Origin of the sequence: Bacillus mycoides, from assembly GCF_000832605.1 — a bacterium.
Taxonomy (GTDB): domain Bacteria; phylum Bacillota; class Bacilli; order Bacillales; family Bacillaceae_G; genus Bacillus_A; species Bacillus_A mycoides.
In genome coordinates, this window is the sequence record NZ_CP009692.1 from 462,501 (window position 1) to 485,044 (window position 22,544).

Annotated in this window: 17 protein-coding genes, 3 tRNA genes, 3 rRNA genes, 1 other RNA gene and 1 other annotated feature; of the genes, 4 read left to right on the forward strand and 20 right to left on the reverse strand. The window is 40.2% G+C overall.

The annotated features are described in order from the left end of the window. Nucleotides 1–174: 174 nt before the first annotated feature. From BG05_RS04275 to tadA, 7 genes are all read right to left on the reverse strand, one after another. Nucleotides 175–444, reverse strand: a complete 270-nt coding sequence (locus BG05_RS04275) for a pro-sigmaK processing inhibitor BofA family protein (protein WP_002009632.1) — start codon at nt 442–444, stop codon at nt 175–177. A gap of 262 nt (nt 445–706) precedes the next feature. After that, nucleotides 707–928 (reverse strand): YaaL family protein, encoded by a 222-nt coding sequence (locus tag BG05_RS04280; protein ID WP_002009631.1) that lies wholly within the window; start codon nt 926–928, stop codon nt 707–709. A gap of 14 nt (nt 929–942) precedes the next feature. Further along, nucleotides 943–1,539: a recombination protein RecR gene (gene recR / locus BG05_RS04285; protein WP_002009629.1), complete on the reverse strand. Its 597-nt coding sequence runs from the start codon at nt 1,537–1,539 to the stop codon at nt 943–945. 14 nt (nt 1,540–1,553) lie between these two features. Further along, nucleotides 1,554–1,880, reverse strand: a complete 327-nt coding sequence (locus tag BG05_RS04290; protein ID WP_170935248.1) for a YbaB/EbfC family nucleoid-associated protein — start codon at nt 1,878–1,880, stop codon at nt 1,554–1,556. A gap of 25 nt (nt 1,881–1,905) precedes the next feature. Then, nucleotides 1,906–3,594: a DNA polymerase III subunit gamma/tau gene (gene dnaX / locus BG05_RS04295; RefSeq protein ID WP_002130739.1), complete on the reverse strand. Its 1,689-nt coding sequence runs from the start codon at nt 3,592–3,594 to the stop codon at nt 1,906–1,908. Nucleotides 3,595–3,726: 132 nt separating this feature from the next. Beyond that, nucleotides 3,727–3,991, reverse strand: an RNA gene (gene ffs, locus BG05_RS29160) — signal recognition particle sRNA large type. A 78-nt stretch (nt 3,992–4,069) separates the two neighbouring features. Beyond that, nucleotides 4,070–4,564, reverse strand: coding sequence for a tRNA adenosine(34) deaminase TadA (tadA, locus tag BG05_RS04300; protein WP_002029304.1), 495 nt, complete (start codon nt 4,562–4,564; stop codon nt 4,070–4,072). 106 nt (nt 4,565–4,670) lie between these two features. Between tadA and BG05_RS04305 the strand changes: the two genes are divergently transcribed. The 3 genes from BG05_RS04305 to BG05_RS04315 all read left to right on the forward strand — a co-directional run bounded on the left by BG05_RS04305 (nt 4,671) and on the right by BG05_RS04315 (nt 6,640). Next, complete coding sequence (locus tag BG05_RS04305) at nt 4,671–5,210, forward strand: cysteine hydrolase family protein (RefSeq protein WP_002130738.1); 540 nt, start codon at nt 4,671–4,673, stop codon at nt 5,208–5,210. 123 nt (nt 5,211–5,333) lie between these two features. Beyond that, nucleotides 5,334–5,969, forward strand: coding sequence for a deoxynucleoside kinase (locus BG05_RS04310; RefSeq protein ID WP_002170085.1), 636 nt, complete (start codon nt 5,334–5,336; stop codon nt 5,967–5,969). A gap of 2 nt (nt 5,970–5,971) precedes the next feature. After that, nucleotides 5,972–6,640: a deoxynucleoside kinase gene (locus BG05_RS04315; RefSeq protein ID WP_002009620.1), complete on the forward strand. Its 669-nt coding sequence runs from the start codon at nt 5,972–5,974 to the stop codon at nt 6,638–6,640. A 35-nt stretch (nt 6,641–6,675) separates the two neighbouring features. Here the strand turns inward: BG05_RS04315 and BG05_RS04320 are convergent, their stop codons facing one another. The 7 genes from BG05_RS04320 to guaB all read right to left on the reverse strand — a co-directional run bounded on the left by BG05_RS04320 (nt 6,676) and on the right by guaB (nt 13,630). Continuing rightward, nucleotides 6,676–7,071: a sigma factor-like helix-turn-helix DNA-binding protein gene (locus BG05_RS04320; protein ID WP_002029297.1), complete on the reverse strand. Its 396-nt coding sequence runs from the start codon at nt 7,069–7,071 to the stop codon at nt 6,676–6,678. A gap of 166 nt (nt 7,072–7,237) precedes the next feature. Then, nucleotides 7,238–7,330: transfer RNA gene (locus tag BG05_RS04325), tRNA-Ser, on the reverse strand. A gap of 154 nt (nt 7,331–7,484) precedes the next feature. Further along, on the reverse strand, nt 7,485–8,759 hold the full coding sequence (gene serS, locus BG05_RS04330) for a serine--tRNA ligase (RefSeq protein ID WP_002009617.1): 1,275 nt from the start codon (nt 8,757–8,759) through the stop codon (nt 7,485–7,487). A 51-nt stretch (nt 8,760–8,810) separates the two neighbouring features. Further along, nucleotides 8,811–9,031, reverse strand: a binding site (T-box leader). 54 nt (nt 9,032–9,085) lie between these two features. Further along, complete coding sequence (gene pdxT / locus BG05_RS04335) at nt 9,086–9,676, reverse strand: pyridoxal 5'-phosphate synthase glutaminase subunit PdxT (protein WP_002130736.1); 591 nt, start codon at nt 9,674–9,676, stop codon at nt 9,086–9,088. A gap of 18 nt (nt 9,677–9,694) precedes the next feature. Further along, nucleotides 9,695–10,582: a pyridoxal 5'-phosphate synthase lyase subunit PdxS gene (pdxS, locus tag BG05_RS04340; RefSeq protein ID WP_002009615.1), complete on the reverse strand. Its 888-nt coding sequence runs from the start codon at nt 10,580–10,582 to the stop codon at nt 9,695–9,697. Nucleotides 10,583–10,742: 160 nt separating this feature from the next. After that, nucleotides 10,743–12,053 carry a D-alanyl-D-alanine carboxypeptidase family protein gene (locus BG05_RS04345; RefSeq protein WP_133058330.1) on the reverse strand — a complete coding sequence of 437 codons (1,311 nt, stop codon included), beginning with the start codon at nt 12,051–12,053 and terminating at the stop codon, nt 10,743–10,745. A 113-nt stretch (nt 12,054–12,166) separates the two neighbouring features. After that, on the reverse strand, nt 12,167–13,630 hold the full coding sequence (gene guaB, locus BG05_RS04350; protein ID WP_033733695.1) for an IMP dehydrogenase: 1,464 nt from the start codon (nt 13,628–13,630) through the stop codon (nt 12,167–12,169). Between the two features lie 115 nt (nt 13,631–13,745). Here guaB and BG05_RS04355 point away from each other — a divergent pair, with 115 nt between their 5' ends. Further along, nucleotides 13,746–14,747: a YaaC family protein gene (locus BG05_RS04355; RefSeq protein ID WP_002130734.1), complete on the forward strand. Its 1,002-nt coding sequence runs from the start codon at nt 13,746–13,748 to the stop codon at nt 14,745–14,747. A 36-nt stretch (nt 14,748–14,783) separates the two neighbouring features. Here BG05_RS04355 and rrf read toward each other — a convergent pair. From rrf to gyrA, 6 genes are all read right to left on the reverse strand, one after another. After that, nucleotides 14,784–14,899, reverse strand: a 5S ribosomal RNA gene (gene rrf / locus BG05_RS04360). Between the two features lie 49 nt (nt 14,900–14,948). Next, nucleotides 14,949–17,870: ribosomal RNA gene (locus BG05_RS04365) — 23S ribosomal RNA — on the reverse strand. Between the two features lie 79 nt (nt 17,871–17,949). Beyond that, nucleotides 17,950–18,025: transfer RNA gene (locus BG05_RS04370), tRNA-Ala, on the reverse strand. Nucleotides 18,026–18,035: 10 nt separating this feature from the next. Then, a tRNA-Ile gene (locus BG05_RS04375) sits at nt 18,036–18,112 on the reverse strand. 131 nt (nt 18,113–18,243) lie between these two features. Further along, a 16S ribosomal RNA gene (locus BG05_RS04380) occupies nt 18,244–19,795 on the reverse strand. Together the 16S, 23S and 5S rRNA genes with 2 tRNA genes alongside form the textbook arrangement of a ribosomal RNA operon. A gap of 242 nt (nt 19,796–20,037) precedes the next feature. Then, nucleotides 20,038–22,509, reverse strand: a complete 2,472-nt coding sequence (gyrA, locus tag BG05_RS04385; RefSeq protein ID WP_002016488.1) for a DNA gyrase subunit A — start codon at nt 22,507–22,509, stop codon at nt 20,038–20,040. Nucleotides 22,510–22,544 lie beyond the last annotated feature (35 nt).

Sequence of the window (22,544 nt, forward strand, 5' to 3'; positions counted from 1 at the left end):
TGTTTGTTTCGTTTAGTTTTCAAAGTTCAATGTCACGTTTCAGCGACTTTTATAATTTAACATTTTGACTTGAATCTGTCAACAACTTTTTTCTTTCGTTCCTGACGACGCTTATTAATTTATCATATTACTAGTCGATAAGTCAACGCTTTTTTAAAAAATGCCAAAATAAATTTATCTTGGCATTATATATAGCTTAATAATCACTAATGCAGCAACACCTGGCACCCCTAATAAACTTGATACTGTAGCTGTGCCCATGTTAATTGGAATATGAAAATCGAAATATGTCCCTGCAACATTCACAATAAATAGTAACGCTATACCTAAAGTGACATGAAAGAGTGCTTTCCCTATAAAACGTATTGGTTTAGCAGAAACACCAAAAACAAGAAAAATAAAAACTAAAGAAAGAATGCCAACAATAATAATTGTAGAATTCATTTTTTCCTCCTTATGAATGACCTATACATATCCATTTGTATGGGACAAGACAAGAAAAAAGAACATCTATAACATAACTCCTACCACTTCATCTTTATAACCTTTAATCAGTAATCTTTCTTCTAAGCACTAGCAATTAGATACAACTAATTCCATTCCCATTTTTTCTTTCTCCTCTTTATATCCCAAAAATAAAGTAGCCCTATTACTCACAAATAAATCGATAAAAAGTAAAAGGTCCCGCTTTAAAAAGCAGGACCTTTTACCATTGTTCCATTTTCACAGGACGACGTTTTGCTTCTTTTAACAAGAAAAAATATTTCGCCTCTGCTATTTTTAAAGAACAAAGTACATCTTGAGACGGCTCAACACTTTGTTCAACCAGTCTCTTCTGACGTAGCCATTCATTCTTTACCTTTTCTAATAATACAATTAACTTATCGTCATACTCTTTACGCAACTTACCCTTTTTTTGAAAGAACATTTTCCCTTCTCCTCTTATATCTCTCTACGGCCTTCTAAAGCTTTCGATAGTGTTACTTCATCTGCATATTCTAAATCTCCACCAACTGGCAGACCATGTGCAATACGAGTTACTTTAATTCCTGTTGGCTTTAAGAGGCGGGATATGTACATCGCTGTGGCTTCCCCTTCAATATTAGGGTTTGTTGCTAATATCACTTCTTGTACTGTTTCATCTTGCAGTCTCTTTAATAACTGCGGGATATTAATATCCTCTGGTCCAATTCCCTCCATTGGAGAAATGGCACCACGCAAAACATGATATACACCTTGATATTCTTTCATTTTTTCCATCGCAATTACATCTTTCGGCTCTTGTACTACACAAACAACCGATTGATCCCTATGCGAATCGTCACAAATATAACAAGGATCGCGGTCAGTGATATGTCCGCACACAGAACAATACGCTAAATCTCGCTTTGCATTCACAAGTGCTTTCGCAAAACCTAGTACATCATCCTCTTTCATATCTAACACGAAGAATGCCAATCGAACCGCTGTTTTCGGTCCGATTCCTGGCAACTTCATAAAACTATCGATTAATTTTGATATCGGTTCTGGATAATGCATATATCAATATCCTCCTAGAACATTCCACCTGGTAAGTTCATGCCTTTTGTAAATTTGCCCATTGTAGAGTTTGAAAGTTCATCAACCTTTTTAAGTGCATCATTCGTTGCAGCTAATACTAAGTCTTGTAACATTTCGATATCTTCTGGATCTACAACTTCTTCTTTAATTTTCACTTCAAGAACTTGCTTATGACCATTTGCAATAACAGTAACCATTCCGCCGCCAGCTGTACCTTCAACTGTTTTTTCGCCAAGCTCTTCTTGCGCCTTCGCCATGTCTTTTTGCATCTTTTGCATTTGTTTCATCATATTATTCATATTTCCCATTCCGCCACGCATCATAATTAATTCCTCCTCATTATTATTACTCTTTTATTTCAATAAGTTCTTGCCCTACTAATTTTACAGCCTCTTCTATAAGAGGATCTTCTTTTTGTTCTGGGCTTTCTTCAGAATCCCCGCCTTCGCGTTGTAAAAAGTCTTCACGAATTTTACCCCATTCACTTTTTGGGATAGCAATCATATTTAACCTTTTACTTAACAATTCAAAAAGAGTTTGTTCCAATGTATCCATTGCTTCTCGATTTTCACTAGCCATTTTACAATGAATCTCATATTGAAATGCTAACACATAGGTATCATCCGAAGCCGCAACTGGTTCACTATTTTCTAATAAAACAGCAAATGCTACTTTGTTATGTGACTTGAGCCTTCCTAATAATTCGCCCCATACAGCTTTCAACTGTTCTAAATCTTGACGCTTCGCTTGCTTTAACACTTCATTCACACGTCCAACAGGAATTTTCATACTCCCTGTTCGTACCGGTTTTGGTGTTGCCCGCGTCTCTCTTACTTCCTGCTGCACACCAGCTGGCACGCCATTCTTTTTAACTTGCTCTAACTCTTTCTCCAACTGCTGCATCCTATTCATAATCGCTTGTAAACGATCTACGCCGTTTGCTTGCATCATAAACTGCTGACACAGTTGCACCATAACAACTTCCAAGAATATTCTTGGATGGTTTGTCCACTTCATCTCCTGTTGCCCCTTACTAAGGGTATGAATAATTTCATAGATTACTTCCGGTTGCATTTCTTCACTTAACGTACGGAATTGATCATCTACAATTACCCGTTCCAACATATGTTCTAATTGTGGTGAAGTTTGATATAAAAGCATATCACGATAGTAGTAAATGAAATCCTCCATAAAGCGAACTGGATCTTTCCCTTTACTCATCATCTCATCTATAATACGTAACGCTCTTGATACATCATTTTCACGTATACATTCTACCAGGTCACCCAAATATCGCTGAGATACAGATCCTGTTACAGCTAAAACATCTTCACTCGTCACCGTTTCATCACTATAAGAAATAGCTTGATCAATAAGACTGAGCGCATCACGCATACCACCTTCGGCGGCACGCGCTACGATTTGTAACGCTTCATCTTCTACTTGCGTACCTTCATTTGTCACGACCGTCGATAATCTCTCAACGATATCATTTACTGATATCTTTCGAAACTCAAAACGCTGACAACGCGAAATAATTGTAGCTGGAATTTTATGCGGTTCTGTTGTCGCCAGAATAAAAATAACATGTCCTGGCGGCTCTTCTAAAGTTTTCAAAAGCGCATTAAAGGCACCCATAGAAAGCATGTGAACTTCATCAATAATGTATACTTTATATCCTACAGCACTTGGAGCATATTTTACTTTATCTCTTATATCTCGAATTTCATCTACACCGTTATTTGAAGCCGCATCAATTTCTAATACATCTGAAATAGACCCTTGTGTAATTCCTAAACAAGAAGGACATTCATTACAAGGTTCAGCTACCGGGGCGTGTTCACAGTTAATTGCCTTTGCAAATACTTTTGCAATTGTCGTTTTCCCTGTTCCCCTCGGACCCGAAAACAAATAAGCATGTGAAGCTTTCTCTTGAAGAAGGGCATTTTGCAACGTTTTTGTCACGTGCTTTTGACCGACTACATCTTCGAATTTTTGCGGTCTCCATGTTCGGTATAACGCTTGGTATGACACGAAAATACGGCCTCCCTCAAAGGTTATTATCTTATTTATTATAACCCATTCTGTTTATAGATTCCAAAAGTTATTTTCCATACAAAAAACTCACCTTTATATAAAGGTGAGTTTTGTATACATATATAACTGCCGTGCACCTTCTGTCGATTACGTACCATAAGCGTTACTCAAGCAGTTAGCTCGGTTCAGGCACTCCTGCGGCACACGAGAAAACCCGCTTATTGCTGCTTCCTTCCGGACCTGACAAGGTTCACGGGGTCCCGTTGCGCAGGACCCAAACGTCAACACCACTTACTTAAGGCAGACCTTACAGCAACATAACCTCGAGAAGGGATTCAGCCTCGCTAGAGCGGATTGCGAGTATAGGGCACCGCTACCTCCCCGCTTAGCACGGCAAAGTTAAAACCAATATTCGGTTGCCTTGGATAAGGCATTATCAGTATAACTTGTTTTTTTACAAAATGCAAATACGTTAGTTACCATTACTTTTCTCTAGTTTTTTCACTTCTTTTCTTTTCTTACGAAGCTCCCTAAAAAAAATCGTTAACAACGTACCACATTCTTCTTCAAGTACACCAGGCACTACTTCACACTGATGATTAAAACGCTCATCAGTTAAAAGATTCATCAACGTACCTGCACATCCACCTTTCGGATCGCTCGCACCATATACAACCCGTTTTATACGCGATAAAACAATTCCCCCTGCACACATTGGGCAAGGTTCTAATGTTACATATAACGTTGCATCTTCTAAACGCCATGTCCCTAATTTTTTGCAAGCTTCATCAATAGCTAAGAGTTCGGCGTGAGCTATTGATCTCTGTTCAGTTTCTCTTAAGTTATGTGCGACACTAATCACTTCACCATCTAGCACAATTACAGCACCAATTGGTACCTCTTGTATCGCCTCCGCCTTCTTCGCTTCCTCTATTGCTAACTGCATAAAATATATATCTCGCTCCATAATATAGTCCTTTCACCAAAAATAAAATACACTTTTTCATTTCTTGCAGGTGGGATAACTTTTACAAATTCAATCCAACCTAAAGAAGAAAGAGAGGGAATTACATATGAAAAATACCGCCTTACTCATTATCGATATGATTAATGATTTTCAATTCTCCCACGGACCCATCCTGGCACAGAAATGTGAAATTATAAAGAACCCCATTTTACAATTAAAGGACACCATGAAATCATTGGGCTATCCAATAATTTATGTCAATGATCACTATCAACTTTGGAGATCTGATATTGATCAACTTATCACCCATTGTACAAATGAGTATAGTAAAAATATTATCGAGGCCATTGCTCCGCATACTGACGATTACATTTTTATTAAACCACATTACTCTGCTTTTTATGAAACACCTTTGAATTCTTTATTAGGTTATTTAAAAATCGAAAATCTCATTTTAACAGGAATTGCCGGGAACATATGCATCCTTTTTACAGCTAATGATGCCCATATGAGAAATTATACACTTTATGTACCACGGGATTGCATCGCTTCTAATAACGAGCAAGATAATGAACATGCTTTAAAAATAATGGAAGCCACATTAAAGGCAAATATTGTACCGTCATCCCAAATAAAATTTAATTAATACATATCTATTTTCTAACTTTTTATATCAAATTAGTCCGCTCGCTCCCCTCTTGTGCTACAATAATTCTGTTTTGTGTTTTTAGTAGTCACGGTAAATCACTGATTGAAAGGAGGAAACAGCGTGACCGGAGTACCATTTATCACGGTTGAAGGACCAATTGGTGTTGGAAAAACTTCACTTGCGAAGGAACTTTCAACTCACATGCAACTCCACTTACTAAAAGAGATTGTTGATGAAAATCCTTTTTTAGGAAAATTCTACGAAGACATCGACGAATGGAGTTTTCAAACAGAGATGTTCTTTCTTTGTAATAGATACAAACAACTAGAGGATATTAACATAAAGTATTTGAATCAAAGAAAGCCTGTAGTAGCAGATTATCATATATTTAAAAATTTAATTTTTGCATCCCGTACATTAAAAGATTCTCAATATGACAAGTACATGCAAATTTATCGCATTCTTACGCAAGATATGCCTGTGCCAAATGTCATCGTTTATTTAACAGCGAGCCTAGAAACATTACAAAAACGAATTGCCATGCGCGGAAGAGAATTCGAAAAAAATATGGATCCAAATTACTTGCTACAGCTTACAAAAGATTACGAAACAGCAATGGATGCTTTCAAAAAGGACCATCCAGATATTCCAGTATTGAAATTTAATGGAGACGATATGGATTTTGTAAGAAATCATGATGATTTAAATGTCATCTTATCAGCTCTTCAAAATACTCTCTTGAAGGAGTCGAAATAACAATGAATTTAAGGCAAAAATATGATATACCAAATGATGCAGTTATCACTATTGCTGGAACAGTAGGTGTCGGTAAATCAACTATGACAACTGCATTGGCTAACGCTTTAGGTTATCGTACATCTTTTGAAAAAGTAGATTCCAACCCATATTTGGACAAGTTCTATGCTGATTTCACACGCTGGAGCTTTCACTTACAAGTGTACTTTTTAGCAGAACGATTTAAAGAACAAAAAAGAATTTTCGAATATGGTGGCGGTTTTGTTCAAGACCGTTCTATCTATGAGGACACTGGTATTTTCGCAAAAATGCATTACGAAAAGGGTACAATGACTGAAACTGATTATGAGACATACAAAGGGTTATTTGATGCTATGGTCATGACTCCTTACTTCCCTCATCCAGACTTATTAATTTACCTAGAAGGTTCTTTTGATGATATTGTCGATCGTATTCAAGAAAGAGGACGTCCCATGGAGCAGCAAACACCAATTGAATATTGGAAAGAGATGCATGGACGTTACGATAACTGGATTAATAACTTTAATTCATGCCCTGTTTTACGATTAAACATTAATGAATACGATATTTTAAAAGATGGCGATTCAATCGAACCAATCATTAAAAAAATTGGACATTTTTTAAAACAAACACGTAAACTTGTAAAATAAAAAACCCGTGCATATGCACGGGTTTTCCTATGAAATTACTTTTTCTTTTTTGTCGGAGCAATAATTTCACTCTCTGGCTTTCCAGCATTAATACGCTGACGAACAGTACTCGTACTAATATCATATGTTTCAGCAATCTCTTTAACAGTCAATTCTTTCCCATTAATTACTGCTGTTAGTAATTTCCCTGTACGTTTTGGAGTTACTTCTTTTTGCACAGCTGGTTTTTCAGCTTCTTTTGGTACCTCTACTTTTTTTGCAACCTGTTTTACATCACAAGTGCAACCACAAAGTTTACGGAATGTATCATCACTTATAATGCGCGACACATTTGCACCACTGTTTAAAATTCTATTGTTCTTACAGACAGGACATTGTACATAATATAAAGTTTTTCCATCTAAAGGAAACGTTTGTATAATAAGATCCATGTTAACTCCTTTCATATCTATGAAGATAATCATCGGAATATGAGTGTGTAATAAGGACACTATATCCTTACATCATACTTTATGATTGGTTTTAAAATAAAAACTCGTTACGTGTTGGTAACGAGTTCTCCAATCTCCACTTATATGCGCTGTTGTCAATTATATCTGGAGGAGGTAGAGGGATTCGAACCCCCGCGCGACTCTCGCCGCCTGTCGGTTTTCAAGACCGATCCCTTCAGCCAGACTTGGGTATACCTCCATATTGACATCAAATATAATATCAAAAGAAAAACAGTTAGTCAACCCTACTATAATAAATTATGAGGAAAGGGAAATTTTACTTCCCCTCTCCTTTATGACACTGCTGACAACGTCCATAATTACCAATCACTCATACCGATGAATGTTTTAACTTATTTAATAACTGTTTTTCCTCCCATATAAGGGCGAAGAACTTCTGGAATTATAATTGTACCATCTTCTTGTTGGTAGTTCTCTAAAATAGCTGCCACTGTACGTCCAATTGCAAGACCAGATCCATTTAGTGTATGAACATGTTCCGGTTTACCATTTGGCTCACGACGGAAACGGATATTCGCGCGTCTCGCTTGGAATGCCTCAAAATTACTACAAGAAGAAATTTCACGATATGTACCATAGCTTGGAATCCATACTTCAATATCGTATTTCTTCGCTGCTGTAAATCCTAAATCTCCTGTACACATGCTCATAACGCGATATGGCAACTCTAATAATTGTAACACGCGCTCTGCATCATTTGTTAATTTTTCTAACTCTTCGTAAGAATCTTCTGGTTTCACGAACTTCACAAGTTCAACTTTATTAAATTGGTGTTGGCGAATTAAACCACGTGTATCACGACCAGCTGAACCTGCTTCAGAACGGAAGCATGAGCTAAACGCAGCATATCGTATCGGCAATTGCTCTTTACTCACAATCTCATCACGATGCATATTCGTTACAGGTACTTCAGCTGTTGGGATTAGGAAATAATCTTCACTTTCAATACGGAATGCATCTTCTTCAAACTTTGGAAGTTGTCCTGTTCCAGTCATACTTGCACGGTTTACCATATAAGGAGGCAATACTTCCTCATATCCATGCTCATCAGTATGAAGGTCAAGCATAAAGCTAATCAAAGCACGTTCTAATCTTGCACCAGCACCTTTGTAAAATACAAATCGGCTTCCTGTTACTTTCCCAGCACGTTCAAAATCTAAAATCCCTAAATCAGTAGCAAGGTCCCAATGTGGTTTTGGCTCATAAGTAAATTCTTTCACTTCTCCCCAAGTACGTGCTACTACGTTATCATCCTCTGTTTCACCTATTGGAGCAGATTCATGAGGGATATTTGGGATAGATAGCATTAATCTTTCTAAATCTTCTTCAACTGTACGAAGCTCATTATCAAGATCTTTTACTTTTTCCCCAACTTCACGCATTTCTAGAATCAGAGCTTCCGCATCTTTCTTTTCACGCTTTAATACTGAAATTTGTTGAGATACTTCGTTACGTTTACTTTTTAATTCTTCTGTTTGAACAAGTAGCTCTCTTCTTCTCGTATCAAGTTCTTCAAAGCGACCAAAATCCGTTAAATCTTCGCCTCTATGCTGTAATTTTGCTTTTACTTCTTCAAAATTCGTACGTAAAAATTTAATATCAAGCATTATATACTCCTCCTTTTATTTTATAAAACACAAAAAACTCCCGTCCCTATACAAAGGGACGGGAGTTAACCCGCGTTGCCACCCTAGTTGAAAGCATTACCGCTTTCCTCTCAAGTAGAAATAACGGCTCTTCACCGGGAATGTTTACTAATCAAAAGATATTCCACATTCCATTCCAGGATGGATTCACAAACTGTTTCTATCGATTTCCACCAACCATCGACTCTCTATAAGAAACAACATTTGTTACTACTTCCTATCAACACGCTTATTTTATAAAATTGTTATCATCAATTTACTATAATCTTATACAAGTTGCAAGTTACTTATACAACTTTTTTCATTTTCGCTTCTTTTACCATTTCTACAAAGTATGCTGTTACACGATGATCATCCGTTAATTCCGGATGGAAAGAAGCAGCTAAAAACGGCCCTTGCCTTACCGCTACCATTCGCTCGCCATGCGTAGAAAGTACTTCAACATCATCAGCTACATTTACAACATACGGAGCACGGATAAATACACCAACAAAGTCTTCTCCCACACCTTTCATTGAAAGTGCAGCTTCAAAACTATCTTTTTGGCGTCCGAACGCATTGCGCTCAACCGTAATATCCATAGCACCAATATGTGCTTCTTCATAGCCAATAAGTGTTTTCGCAAGAAGAATCATTCCTGCACATGTACCAAACATTGGTTTACCAGACTTCGCAAATGTACGAAGAGGCTCCATGAAAGCATACTTATCAATAAGACGGCGCATTGTTGTACTTTCACCGCCTGGTAAAATAAGACCATCAATCTCTTCAAGTTGCTCTACACGCTTTACAACAACAGCTTCTGCACCACTTGCCTCAACTGATTTTACATGCTCACGAACTGCACCTTGAAGACCTAGTACACCGATTTTCACCATTTTAAAGATCTCCTTTAATTACCATCCACGCTCTTGCATGCGTTGTTCTGGTAATAACGTTGAAATTTCGATACCTTTCATTGCATTACCTAATCCTTTAGAAAGGCTTGCAATTAGTTCGTAATCTTCATAATGAGTCGTTGCTTCAACGATTGCACGTGCAAATTTCTCTGGGTTCTCTGATTTGAAGATACCAGATCCAACAAATACACCATCAGCACCAAGTTGCATCATTAACGCTGCATCTGCTGGTGTTGCTACACCACCTGCTGCAAAGTTTACAACTGGCAGGCGACCAAGGCGTTTAATTTCAAGTAGTACTTCATAAGGAGCACCAGTATTTTTTGCATATGTCATTAACTCATCTTCACGTAGACTTGCAACTTGACGGATTTCTGCATTGACTTGGCGCATATGACGCACTGCCTCTACAATGTTTCCTGTTCCAGGTTCACCTTTTGTACGAAGCATAGCTGCACCTTCTGCAATACGACGTGCAGCTTCTCCGATATCGCGGCAACCACATACAAACGGAACTGTGTAATCACGTTTATTTAAATGGTATACTTCATCAGCAGGAGTCAATACTTCACTCTCATCGATATAGTCTACCCCTAATGATTCTAATACACGTGCTTCTACAAGGTGACCGATACGACATTTTGCCATAACCGGAATTGATACAGCACCCATAACTTCTTCAACAATTGTTGGATCTGCCATACGAGAAACGCCACCTGCTGCACGAATATCTGCAGGTACACGCTCTAATGCCATAACAGCAACTGCACCTGCCTCTTCTGCAATCCTTGCTTGCTCGGCGTTAACTACGTCCATAATAACGCCGCCTTTTTGCATTTCTGCCATTCCACGTTTTACACGTTCTGTCCCTGTTACATTTGTCATGTACAAAAACCCCCCTAGGTGAATTGCTTTCCCCCGTTAAAGAAGAAAATTAAGAATACTCTTACATTCTACCACTAACTATCTGATGCTTGTCCACTACTTTTTCATAAAGTCGGTATGAAAAATAGGAATAAGAAAAAGCTCCTACAATGAGGAGCTTTTAAAACCAACCTTTTACTGTATCAACAGCACTATTCCACATACCACTAAAGAAAGAACCAATTCCGCGCATAGAACGTGTGAACCAGCCTGCCTCTTCTACTTCAGATTTTGTTATAAGGTCTACTTGTAATGATTTTCCTGATAAAAATCCAGGATCATTACTATCTTTAGACGTTACAACCATTTGGCCAAGTGTAACTCCCTTTTTCATAGGTGCCTCTTGTCCCTTATTTCCTTCTTTAAATTCTGTTTTATAAACGTCTTTACTTCCCTTTGGCACCGGAAGTGAAACAGCTTGCTTCGTTTGAACTGCTACATCTTTATCTTTCGCATTTTCAACTCTTACTGTTTCTTTTCCTTTAACCGAAGAACCTTTTTCATACATTTTCTTCATTTCAAAGTTAGCAAAGCCATAATCATATAATTTCTTTGTCTCATCAAATCTTGCCGTGTGAGATTTTGTTTTAATAACTACAGAAATGAAACGCATACCATTTCTTTCAATCGTACCAGTGAAACAATCTCCTGCTTCTGGAGTTGATCCTGTTTTCAGACCATCTACGCCTTCGTATTCCTTAATTAACCCTTTTAACATCCAGTTCCAGTTAGGCATTTCGATCCGATCCGGAGTACCTTCACGGAATACTTTTTTTGAAATTTTTGCTATGTCTAATGTTTTAGGGAAATCTTGAATAAGACGTTGTGCTAAAATTGCTACATCTCTCGCAGACATTTTATTTTCTTCATCTGGAGTTGTCCCTTCAGGATGGTGTCCTTTTAAATCTTTGTTCGTTAAGCCCGTAGAATTTACAAACTTATAATTTTTTAATCCTAACTCTTTCGATTTATCATTCATCATTTTTACAAAGTCTACTTCTTTTCCAGCAACTGCTTCAGCTAACGCTATCGTTGCACCATTAGCAGAATAAATTGCCATTGCTTCGTATAGCTCTTTTACTGTATAAGATTCACCATTTCGTAGAGGCACGTTCGATAATGAACGATCTTGCGAAATGTTATAAGCATATTCGGAAACCTTAACTTTTTGATCCCATTTTAGTTTCCCTTTCGCAATAGCCTCGTTCACTAGGTATTCACTCATCATTTTTGTCATACTAGCAATTGATAATAACTCATCTGCATTTTTTTGATATAAAATCTTCCCAGAATTCGCTTCTACTAAAATTGCCGCACCTGCTTCAATGTTTAAAGCGGCTCCTGTTTCTGCTGATGCATTGCTATATGGTACAAGCATGCTACAAGCTATTGTAAGCACTGTTACCAACGCAATGAATCTTTTGCAAAACATACCTTTCACTTTTGCTACCCCCAATATCTATGTACTCACATAACCGTTATTCTAACATAATCAAAAAAAAATAGACAGAGATATCAAATCTCTGTCTATTTGTATATAAGACATTATAATGAGTAGTTTGGAGCCTCTTTTGTAATCTGTACGTGATGAGGATGGCTTTCACGTAAACCTGCACCTGACATACGAATGAACTGTGCATTCTCACGTAAGAATTCTAAATTCTGCGCTCCGCAATATCCCATACCTGCACGTAATCCACCAACTAATTGATGAACTGTATCTGCTAAAGGTCCTTTATATGGTACGCGTCCTTCAATACCTTCAGGAACAAGTTTTTTGTTTCCTTCTTGGAAGTAACGATCTTTACTTCCTTTTTCCATTGCTCCAACAGAACCCATACCACGATATACTTTAAATTGGCGACCTTGGTAAATTTCAGTTTCTCCAGGGCTTTCAGCAACGCCAGCAAACATACTACCTAGCATAACAACGTGTGCTCCTGCTGCTAAAGCTTTAACCATATCACCAGAGTACTTAACACCGCCATCAGCAATAACTGGAATACCGTGTTTACGAGCTTCTGTTGCACAATCATAAACTGCTGTTAATTGTGGTACACCAACACCAGCTACAACACGCGTTGTACAAATAGAACCTGGTCCAATACCAACTTTAACTACGTTTGCACCAGCCTCAATTAATGCTTTCGTTGCTTCAGCTGTAGCAACATTTCCAGCGATAATATTTAGTGCTGGATATTTCGCACGAACTTCTTTTACCTTTTCAATAACACCTTTAGAATGCCCATGAGCTGTATCAAGTACAATTGCATCTACGCTAGCTTTTACTAATGCATCGATACGAAGCATAGCATCAGCCGTTACACCAGCAGCTGCTCCAACTAATAAGCGTCCTTGCTTATCTTTAGCAGAGTTTGGGAATTCAATTACTTTTTCAATATCTTTTATTGTAATAAGCCCTTGTAATACACCGTTATTATCAACAAGAGGGAGCTTTTCAATTTTATACTTTTGTAGGATCTTTTCAGCTTCTTCCAGTGTAGTACCAACTGGAGCTGTAATTAACTGTTCTTTTGTCATTACGTCAGAAATTTTGATTGAGTAGTCTTGGATGAAACGCATATCACGGTTTGTAATAATACCAACTAATTTTCGCTCATCTAAATTATTTACAACTGGTACACCTGAGATACGATATTTTCCCATAAGATGTTCTGCATCATATACTTGATGTTCTGGAGTTAAGAAGAAAGGATCTGAAATAACGCCGCTTTCAGAGCGCTTTACTTTATCAACTTGCTCTGCCTGTTGTTCAATAGACATATTCTTATGAATAATTCCTAAACCGCCTTGGCGAGCCATTGCAATAGCCATGTCAGCTTCTGTTACTGTATCCATTCCTGCACTAATTAACGGGATGTTTAACTGTAAGCTTTCAGATAAAACTGTTTTAACACTTACTTCTCTTGGTAATATATCTGACCTCGCTGGTACAAGTAATACATCATCAAAAGTCAAACCTTCTTTAACAAATTTAGATTCCCACATAATTGTTCCCCCCATGATACCAGAAATTATTATTAGTAGCTTATCAATTGGTTAAAATACTGTCAAGGACGTATATATATGTTAGAATTTTTAGACAATAAAAGGAGCGTAATATATGCATCAAACACATTGTACTTGGCAGCAATTAAGTTTCTTCTTTTCATCTCAAAATGTACAACGTTATCTTGCCCGTTGTTATGAAAAATCCTCGATTCAGGATGCCGAAAAAAAAAGTTTTGAAAATTGTTATCCATTTATTTATTACTTAGAACACGGTAAAAATTATTATGAATTATATAAAACAGCACCATTTTCCATTCAGCCAATGCTGTTATTTTATGGAATGGGGCAACTTTTTAAAGCTTGTTTATTAACTATTAATCCAAACTATCCAGAATCAACAACCGTTTTAGCACATGGAGTGACAACCCGTAAACGAAAAAAACAAGGATATCAATTTTTAGAAGATGAGGTGAAAATACAGAAAAACGGACTATTTACTCACGCTGCAGAACAACTGTTTCACATGAAACACTTGGAAACAGAAAAGTTTAATATGTTAGAGCTAATGGGAAAAATCCCTGAGTTACAACATTTATTTCGCTATAGTCAAAAAGGAACAACATTATATAAAATCGATTCAACAAATAAAAATGAGCTCTCCTTTTCAGTCAACATACTAGATCGACTACATATGACTAAAGAGAGATTTTCTCGTTACATCGAAACAGCTTGTAAGCATTTATCAATACAACACGTACCTGAGAAAAATAATGAATTAAATGTGTTTTTTTCAGCACCTATTCAATCATGGAATCCTATGTATAGCACACCTTTATACTACGAGTATCTTGCTGACACTTATTATTTACCACTTACGAACGACCCTAGAAACTCTAAGCCAGTGTTGCCTGAGCTCCTTGTTCATTATTTATTGCTCTATAATTTAAGCATGATTTCGAGGTATGAAACAGATTGGTGGTATGACTTACTTGGAAGCTATGGATCTGAAGATTATCCATTTATTTATCAGTTTCTCAATATTTCTGCTCAAAAAATCCCTTACTATATTTCAGCATTTTTATTAACGGAATCCAACCTATTTCATGGGAAATAAAAAAAACACAAGTCAAAAGACTTGTGTTTTTAGCTTGCTTGGCGACGTCCTACTCTCACAGGGACAAGGTCCCAACTACCATCGGCGCTAGAGAGCTTAACTTCCGTGTTCGGTATGGGAACGGGTGTGACCTCTCTGCCATCATCACCAAACTATGAAGGTATATTCCTTCAAAACTAGATAACATTTGCTTCATATTATATGGTTAAGTCCTCGATCTATTAGTATTCGTCAGCTCCACATGTCACCATGCTTCCACCTCGAACCTATCAACCTGATCATCTTTCAGGGATCTTACTAGCTTACGCTATGGGAAATCTCATCTTGAGGGGGGCTTCATGCTTAGATGCTTTCAGCACTTATCCCTTCCGCACATAGCTACCCAGCTATGCCCTTGGCAGAACAACTGGTACACCAGCGGTGCGTCCATCCCGGTCCTCTCGTACTAAGGACAGCTCCTCTCAAATTTCCTGCGCCCACGACGGATAGGGACCGAACTGTCTCACGACGTTCTGAACCCAGCTCGCGTACCGCTTTAATGGGCGAACAGCCCAACCCTTGGGACCGACTACAGCCCCAGGATGCGATGAGCCGACATCGAGGTGCCAAACCTCCCCGTCGATGTGGACTCTTGGGGGAGATAAGCCTGTTATCCCCGGGGTAGCTTTTATCCGTTGAGCGATGGCCCTTCCATGCGGAACCACCGGATCACTAAGCCCGACTTTCGTCCCTGCTCGACTTGTAGGTCTCGCAGTCAAGCTCCCTTATGCCTTTGCACTCTACGAATGATTTCCAACCATTCTGAGGGAACCTTTGGGCGCCTCCGTTACACTTTAGGAGGCGACCGCCCCAGTCAAACTGCCCACCTGACACTGTCTCCCGGGTCGATAAGACCCGTAGGTTAGAATTTCAATACAGTCAGGGCGGTATCCCACCAGCGCCTCCACCGAAGCTAGCGCTCCGGTTTCAATGGCTCCCGCCTATCCTGTACAAACTGTACCAAAATTCAATATCAGGCTACAGTAAAGCTCCACGGGGTCTTTCCGTCCTGTCGCGGGTAACCTGCATCTTCACAGGTACTATAATTTCACCGAGTCTCTGGTTGAGACAGTGCCCAAATCGTTACACCTTTCGTGCGGGTCGGAACTTACCCGACAAGGAATTTCGCTACCTTAGGACCGTTATAGTTACGGCCGCCGTTTACTGGGGCTTCAGTTCAGAGCTTCGCTTACGCTAACCCCTCTCCTTAACCTTCCAGCACCGGGCAGGTGTCAGCCCCTATACTTCGCCTTACGGCTTCGCAGAGACCTGTGTTTTTGCTAAACAGTCGCTTGGGCCTATTCACTGCGGCTTTCCGTTAAGAAAGCACCCCTTCTCCCGAAGTTACGGGGTCATTTTGCCGAGTTCCTTAACCAGAGTTCTCTCGCACACCTTAGGATTCTCTCCTCGCCTACCTGTGTCGGTTTGCGGTACAGGCACCTTTTATCTCGCTAGAAGCTTTTCTTGGCAGCGGGGAATCAAAGACTTCGCTCCATAAGGAGCTTCCCCATCACAGCTCAGCCTTCACGATAAGCGGATTTGCCTACTTATCAGCCTAACTGCTTGGACGTGCACAACCAATCGCACGCTTCTTCTATCCTTCTGCGTCCCTCCATTGCTCAAACGATAAAGAGGTGGTACAGGAATATCAACCTGTTGTCCATCGCCTACGCCTGTCGGCCTCGGCTTAGGTCCTGACTAACCCTGAGCGGACGAGCCTTCCTCAGGAAACCTTAGGCATTCGGTGGACGGGATTCTCACCCGTCTTTCGCTACTCATACCGGCATTCTCACTTCTAAGCGCTCCACCAGTCCTTCCGGTCTGACTTCACTGCACTTAGAACGCTCCCCTACCACTGATACCATTGGTATCAATTCGCAGCTTCGGTGGTGTATTTAGCCCCGGTACATTTTCGGCGCAGAGTCACTCGACTAGTGAGCTATTACGCACTCTTTAAATGGTGGCTGCTTCTGAGCCAACATCCTAGTTGTCTAAGCAACTCCACATCCTTTTCCACTTAATACACACTTTGGGACCTTAGCTGGCGATCTGGGCTGTTTCCCTCTTGACTACGGATCTTATCACTCGCAGTCTGACTCCTAAGGATAAGTCATTGGCATTCGGAGTTTGACTGAATTCGGTAATCCGATGAGGACCCCTAGTTCAATCAGTGCTCTACCTCCAAGACTCTTACACTTAAGGCTAGCCCTAAAGCTATTTCGGGGAGAACCAGCTATCTCCAGGTTCGATTGGAATTTCTCCGCTACCCACACCTCATCCCCGCACTTTTCAACGTGCGTGGGTTCGGGCCTCCATTCAGTGTTACCTGAACTTCACCCTGGACATGGGTAGATCACCTGGTTTCGGGTCTACGACCACGTACTAAACGCCCTATTCAGACTCGCTTTCGCTGCGGCTCCGCCTCTTCAGCTTAACCTCGCACGGGATCGTAACTCGCCGGTTCATTCTACAAAAGGCACGCCATCACCCATTAACGGGCTCTGACTATTTGTAGGCACACGGTTTCAGGATCTCTTTCACTCCCCTTCCGGGGTGCTTTTCACCTTTCCCTCACGGTACTGGTTCACTATCGATCACTAGGGAGTATTTAGCCTTGGGAGATGGTCCTCCCAGATTCCGACGGAATTTCACGTGTTCCGCCGTACTCAGGATACATTCAAGAGAGAACGAAGTTTCGACTACGGGGTTATTACCCTCTGTGACGGACCTTTCCAGGTCGCTTCGTCTACCTCGTTCCTTTGTAACTCTGTATAGAATGTCCTACAACCCCAAGAGGCAAGCCTCTTGGTTTGGGCTAGATTCCGTTTCGCTCGCCGCTACTCAGGAAATCGCATTTGCTTTCTCTTCCTCCAGGTACTTAGATGTTTCAGTTCCCTGGGTCTGTCTTCCATACCCTATGTATTCAGGTAAGGATACCATACCATTACGTATAGTGGGTTTCCCCATTCGGAAATCTTCGGATCAAAGCTTACTTACAGCTCCCCGAAGCATATCGGCGTTAGTCCCGTCCTTCATCGACTCCTAGTGTCAAGGCATCCACCGTGCGCCCTTTCTAACTTAACCAAACTAAAATTAAAAAATATGAGCTACACTGTTATCTAGTTTTCAAAGAACATACCATTTGCTATATAAAATAGCTTTTTGGTGGAGCCTAGCGGGATCGAACCGCTGACCTCCTGCGTGCAAGGCAGGCGCTCTCCCAGCTGAGCTAAGGCCCCGTAAAATGTATGGTGGGCCTAAATGGACTCGAACCATCGACCTCACGCTTATCAGGCGTGCGCTCTAACCAGCTGAGCTATAGGCCCATACAAATTGCGGAATTTATTTATATCATATTCCTATTTAAGAGTCAATACTTATATTGAACTCTCAAAACTAAACGAAAACGAAACACGGAAACTTATATTGATGAACTGCGTTCATCAATTCTCCATAGAAAGGAGGTGATCCAGCCGCACCTTCCGATACGGCTACCTTGTTACGACTTCACCCCAATCATCTGTCCCACCTTAGGCGGCTGGCTCCATAAAGGTTACCCCACCGACTTCGGGTGTTACAAACTCTCGTGGTGTGACGGGCGGTGTGTACAAGGCCCGGGAACGTATTCACCGCGGCATGCTGATCCGCGATTACTAGCGATTCCAGCTTCATGTAGGCGAGTTGCAGCCTACAATCCGAACTGAGAACGGTTTTATGAGATTAGCTCCACCTCGCGGTCTTGCAGCTCTTTGTACCGTCCATTGTAGCACGTGTGTAGCCCAGGTCATAAGGGGCATGATGATTTGACGTCATCCCCACCTTCCTCCGGTTTGTCACCGGCAGTCACCTTAGAGTGCCCAACTTAATGATGGCAACTAAGATCAAGGGTTGCGCTCGTTGCGGGACTTAACCCAACATCTCACGACACGAGCTGACGACAACCATGCACCACCTGTCACTCTGCTCCCGAAGGAGAAGCTCTATCTCTAGAGTTTTCAGAGGATGTCAAGACCTGGTAAGGTTCTTCGCGTTGCTTCGAATTAAACCACATGCTCCACCGCTTGTGCGGGCCCCCGTCAATTCCTTTGAGTTTCAGCCTTGCGGCCGTACTCCCCAGGCGGAGTGCTTAATGCGTTAACTTCAGCACTAAAGGGCGGAAACCCTCTAACACTTAGCACTCATCGTTTACGGCGTGGACTACCAGGGTATCTAATCCTGTTTGCTCCCCACGCTTTCGCGCCTCAGTGTCAGTTACAGACCAGAAAGTCGCCTTCGCCACTGGTGTTCCTCCATATCTCTACGCATTTCACCGCTACACATGGAATTCCACTTTCCTCTTCTGCACTCAAGTCTCCCAGTTTCCAATGACCCTCCACGGTTGAGCCGTGGGCTTTCACATCAGACTTAAGAAACCACCTGCGCGCGCTTTACGCCCAATAATTCCGGATAACGCTTGCCACCTACGTATTACCGCGGCTGCTGGCACGTAGTTAGCCGTGGCTTTCTGGTTAGGTACCGTCAAGGTGCCAGCTTATTCAACTAGCACTTGTTCTTCCCTAACAACAGAGTTTTACGACCCGAAAGCCTTCATCACTCACGCGGCGTTGCTCCGTCAGACTTTCGTCCATTGCGGAAGATTCCCTACTGCTGCCTCCCGTAGGAGTCTGGGCCGTGTCTCAGTCCCAGTGTGGCCGATCACCCTCTCAGGTCGGCTACGCATCGTCGCCTTGGTGAGCCGTTACCTCACCAACTAGCTAATGCGACGCGGGTCCATCCATAAGTGACAGCCGAAGCCGCCTTTCAATTTCGAACTATGCAGTTCAAAATATTATCCGGTATTAGCCCCGGTTTCCCGGAGTTATCCCAGTCTTATAGGTAGGTTACCCACGTGTTACTCACCCGTCCGCCGCTAACTTCATAAGAGCAAGCTCTTAATCCATTCGCTCGACTTGCATGTATTAGGCACGCCGCCAGCGTTCATCCTGAGCCAGGATCAAACTCTCCAATAAAGTTAGTTTGTCTAGCATCTAAAAATAAAAATTGACGTTTCACGTTGTTTGTTTCGTTTAGTTTTCAAAGTTCAACATCGCGTTTCAGCGACTTTCATAATATATCATAGTATATTATTTTCGTCAACAAGTTTTTTCGATAACTTGTATCTCTCATTTGCTGACTTTTCCTATTATATACACTTTCCTATTGCTATGCAAGTATTATTATAAAAAAATAAGAGGGGGAGAAATCCCCACTCTTACTCTTCAGAAGAATCCTCTTCATTAGATTCTTCTTCTTCATCTTTTTGCGCTTTTGCTACTGTCGCTACCTCTTGCTCATCTTCTAATCGAATTAGACGAACACCTTGTGTATTACGTCCCATTTGAGAGATTTGATCAACCGGCATACGAATAATAACGCCCGCTGCTGTAATTAACATAATGTCTTCTTCGCCTGTTACAGACTTAACCGCTACTAACTTACCGTTTTTATCTGTAATATTACAAGTCTTCAGACCTTTACCACCACGACTTTGCAGGCGGTATTCATCAATCGGTGTACGCTTTCCATAACCATTTTTCGTTACAATTAGAACATTTACATCCTCTTCGACAATTTCCATACCTACAACTTGATCTTCATCACCTAATGTAATTGCTTTTACACCAGCCGCATTACGTCCCATTGAACGCACATCTTGCTCATTGAAACGAATTAACATACCGTTACTTGTCCCAACGATAATATCTTTATCACCAGATGTTAAGCGTACAGAGATTAATTCATCCTCTTCACGAAGAGAAATTGCAATTAAACCATTTGTACGTATATTGGCAAATGATGAAAGTGGTGTCCTCTTAGAGATACCTTGTTTCGTTGTAAAGAATAAGAACTGGTCGTCACCAAATTCACGAATTGGAATAATAGCGTTGATCCACTCACCCTTATCTACCCCTAATAGATTAATAATCGGTATACCTTTTGCTGTACGACTATACTCTGGAATTTCATATCCTTTTGTACGGTATACTTTACCCTTGTTTGTGAAGAATAAAATATGATCATGAGTAGACGTTGTTAATAAATGTTCGACAAAGTCATCATCATTCGTACCCATTCCTTGTACACCACGTCCCCCACGGTTCTGTGTTTTGTACGTAGAAGCCGGTAACCTCTTAATATAACCATTATGAGTAAGTGTAATTGCGATATTTTGTTCTGGGATTAAATCTTCATCCTCTATAGCTTCCATACCGCCAATTGTAATTTCTGTTCTTCTCTTATCATTAAAACGCTCTTTTACTTCAGCTAATTCCTCGCGAATAATTTCAAGAACTTTTTCTTCGTCTGCTAAAATTGCTTTTAACTCTGCAATTATCTTCATTAAATCTTGATATTCTTGTTCGATTTTTTCGCGTTCTAATCCAGTTAAACGTTGCAAACGCATATCTAAAATCGCTTGCGCTTGTTTCTCACTTAAGCCGAAACGTTCCATTAAACCTTGTTTTGCAATATCAGCTGTTTTTGAACTACGGATTAAAGTAATAACTTCATCAAGATGATCTAAAGCAATTCGTAAGCCTTCTAAAATATGAGCACGCGCTTCTGCTTTCTCTAATTCATAAGCAGTACGTCTACGAATCACTACCTTTTGATGCTCTAAATAATAATATAGATTTTGTTTTAAATTTAAGACTTGTGGCTCTCCATTTACAAGAGACAACATATTAATACCGAAACTTGTTTGGAGTGCTGTATGTTTATATAGATTATTTAATAGTACATTGGCATTGGCATCACGACGTACTTCCATAACAATACGCATACCATTTCGATCTGATTCATCACGTAAATCTGTAATACCTTCAATTTTCTTATCACGAACTAGTTCTGCGATCTTTTCAATTAATCGCGCCTTATTAACTTGATAAGGTAGTTCTGTTACGATAATAGTTTGTTTACCATTTGCTTTCTCTTCAATTTCAACTTTAGCACGAAGTATAATAGAACCGCGACCTGTTTCGTAAGCTCTTCGAATTCCACTTCGCCCTAAGATTAAACCTGAAGTTGGGAAGTCTGGCCCAGGAATATATTCCATTAATTCCGCGATAGTGATATCAGGGTTATGACTTAATGCCAACACACCATCAATTACTTCTCCAAGTTGATGCGGTGGAATGTTTGTTGCCATACCAACCGCAATACCCGTCGTACCATTGACTAATAAGTTAGGGAAACGCGCTGGTAATACAACTGGCTCTCTTTCAGAACCATCGTAGTTATCTTGATAATCAATTGTATTCTTTGTAATATCGCGTATTAATTCCATAGAAATCTTAGACATTCTTGCTTCTGTATAACGCATTGCTGCCGCTGAATCTCCATCAACAGAACCGAAATTACCATGTCCATCAACAAGCATGTAACGTTGACTAAAATCTTGTGCCATACGTACCATTGTTTCATAAACAGCTGAATCACCGTGCGGGTGATACTTACCAATTACTTCGCCGACAATACGCGCCGACTTCTTATATGCTTTATCAGCTGTAATTCCTAAATCATTCATCGCATATAAAACCCTACGATGAACTGGTTTTAATCCATCACGAACATCTGGTAATGCACGAGACACGATAACACTCATTGCGTAATCTAAAAATGAGGTACGCATTTCATGACTAATATTAATTTCTCGAATTCGTGCTTGTTGTTGATTGTCTGACATCAACGAGCACCTCCTCTTACATTTCCGTTACACAT

What these genes read in the sequence shown, in the direction of transcription:
- pdxS (WP_002009615.1), bottom strand. Translation starts at nt 10,582, where the DNA reads ATGACAAATGTAACAGGGACAGAACGTGTAAAACGTGGAATGGCAGAA.
- tadA (WP_002029304.1), bottom strand. Translation starts at nt 4,564, where the DNA reads ATGGAGCGAGATATATATTTTATGCAGTTAGCAATAGAGGAAGCGAAG.
- BG05_RS04345 (WP_133058330.1), bottom strand. Translation starts at nt 12,053, where the DNA reads ATGTTTTGCAAAAGATTCATTGCGTTGGTAACAGTGCTTACAATAGCT.
- recR (WP_002009629.1), bottom strand. Translation starts at nt 1,539, where the DNA reads ATGCATTATCCAGAACCGATATCAAAATTAATCGATAGTTTTATGAAG.
- BG05_RS04355 (WP_002130734.1), top strand. Translation starts at nt 13,746, where the DNA reads ATGCATCAAACACATTGTACTTGGCAGCAATTAAGTTTCTTCTTTTCA.
- BG05_RS04275 (WP_002009632.1), bottom strand. Translation starts at nt 444, where the DNA reads ATGAATTCTACAATTATTATTGTTGGCATTCTTTCTTTAGTTTTTATT.
- BG05_RS04290 (WP_170935248.1), bottom strand. Translation starts at nt 1,880, where the DNA reads ATGCGTGGCGGAATGGGAAATATGAATAATATGATGAAACAAATGCAA.
- BG05_RS04280 (WP_002009631.1), bottom strand. Translation starts at nt 928, where the DNA reads ATGTTCTTTCAAAAAAAGGGTAAGTTGCGTAAAGAGTATGACGATAAG.
- serS (WP_002009617.1), bottom strand. Translation starts at nt 8,759, where the DNA reads ATGCTTGATATTAAATTTTTACGTACGAATTTTGAAGAAGTAAAAGCA.
- pdxT (WP_002130736.1), bottom strand. Translation starts at nt 9,676, where the DNA reads ATGGTGAAAATCGGTGTACTAGGTCTTCAAGGTGCAGTTCGTGAGCAT.
- BG05_RS04320 (WP_002029297.1), bottom strand. Translation starts at nt 7,071, where the DNA reads ATGGATCTTATTATACAAACGTTTCCTTTAGATGGAAAAACTTTATAT.
- guaB (WP_033733695.1), bottom strand. Translation starts at nt 13,630, where the DNA reads ATGTGGGAATCTAAATTTGTTAAAGAAGGTTTGACTTTTGATGATGTA.
- BG05_RS04305 (WP_002130738.1), top strand. Translation starts at nt 4,671, where the DNA reads ATGAAAAATACCGCCTTACTCATTATCGATATGATTAATGATTTTCAA.
- BG05_RS04315 (WP_002009620.1), top strand. Translation starts at nt 5,972, where the DNA reads ATGAATTTAAGGCAAAAATATGATATACCAAATGATGCAGTTATCACT.
- gyrA (WP_002016488.1), bottom strand. Translation starts at nt 22,509, where the DNA reads ATGTCAGACAATCAACAACAAGCACGAATTCGAGAAATTAATATTAGT.